The sequence below is a fragment of the Pseudomonas sp. MD195_PC81_125 genome (assembly GCF_014060985.1).
Lineage (GTDB): Bacteria > Pseudomonadota > Gammaproteobacteria > Pseudomonadales > Pseudomonadaceae > Aquipseudomonas > Aquipseudomonas parakoreensis.
Genome location: NZ_JABULD010000729.1, coordinates 1 through 1,005, shown reverse-complemented (window position 1 = coordinate 1,005; position 1,005 = coordinate 1). Strand labels below are relative to the sequence as shown.

At 56.3% G+C, this 1,005-nt stretch carries 1 protein-coding gene; it reads left to right on the top strand.

The window, feature by feature from the left end:
* Positions 1–288: 288 nt before the first annotated feature.
* The coding region (gene idi, locus HT737_RS28580) for an isopentenyl-diphosphate Delta-isomerase (protein ID WP_182404494.1) at positions 289–1,005 on the top strand (717 nt) is incomplete at its 3' end.

The window sequence follows — 1,005 nt, the reverse complement described above, 5'->3', positions numbered from 1 at the left end:
GAGCGTGGAAGCGGGGAATTGTTGGTGGAATGTGAAGGCGCGAAACTCGACACCTTGCGATTCCAGGCACTCTCCGAGGATCTCTCCCCAAGACCAATGGCATTGCCGCCGACGTCTGGAATCACATAACCAATAATCGAAAATCGCGCACACCTGTCAGGTTTTACAGGTGCCTTTGCATGCGATTGCAGTTCTCATGAGGCCTTGACTCAATGGCGTACCGCTCCTGAATGAACGGGCAACTGCTCTTGAGCCTATCCAGTAGCGCACGCGCCAAGGAGCCTTGCCATGGAAGAACAGCTTATTCTGGTATCGCCCAAGGATCGCCAGACCGGTGTAGCCTCAAAGATGGAAGTGCATCACCAGGGACTGCGCCATCGCGCATTTTCGATTCTGCTCTTTGACTCACAAGGTCGGATGCTGATGCAGCAACGCGCGTTGGGCAAATATCATTCCGGCGGATTATGGACCAACACGTGCTGCGGGCATCCTCGCCCTGGCGAACGCACGGCCGCCGCAGCCCTGCGTCGACTGCAGGAGGAAATGGGCACGACGTGCAAACTGCAGAAAGTCGCCTCGATGATCTATTACGAGCAAATGTCCAATCAACTGATCGAGCATGAATTTGACCACGTGTTTGCCGGCCTCAGCCAGCTCGATCCGGTAGCCAATCCGGAGGAAGTCGAAAGTTGGGAGTGGCTGTCGCTGGAGGAGATCACCGAACGGATCGAACAGACACCCGAGCAGTTCACGATCTGGTTTCGCCGGATGTTCGAGCAGTTCGGGACAGGGGGTGTAAGGCAATGGTTCGAGGCCGCCCGCGATGCGTCAGCGGCACGATCAATGCCTGATGTTTTTGGGAAAAACGCAAGATCACCCTGGGCCGTCCCGCCGTTGTATTGTCCGGCGCGTTCCGGATTGATACGGCGCTGGCCGAGGCTGTCGAAGATCGGCTTATGCCATGGATCAAGGAGGTCGGCATATTTTGCGGGGACAACTCGAAAA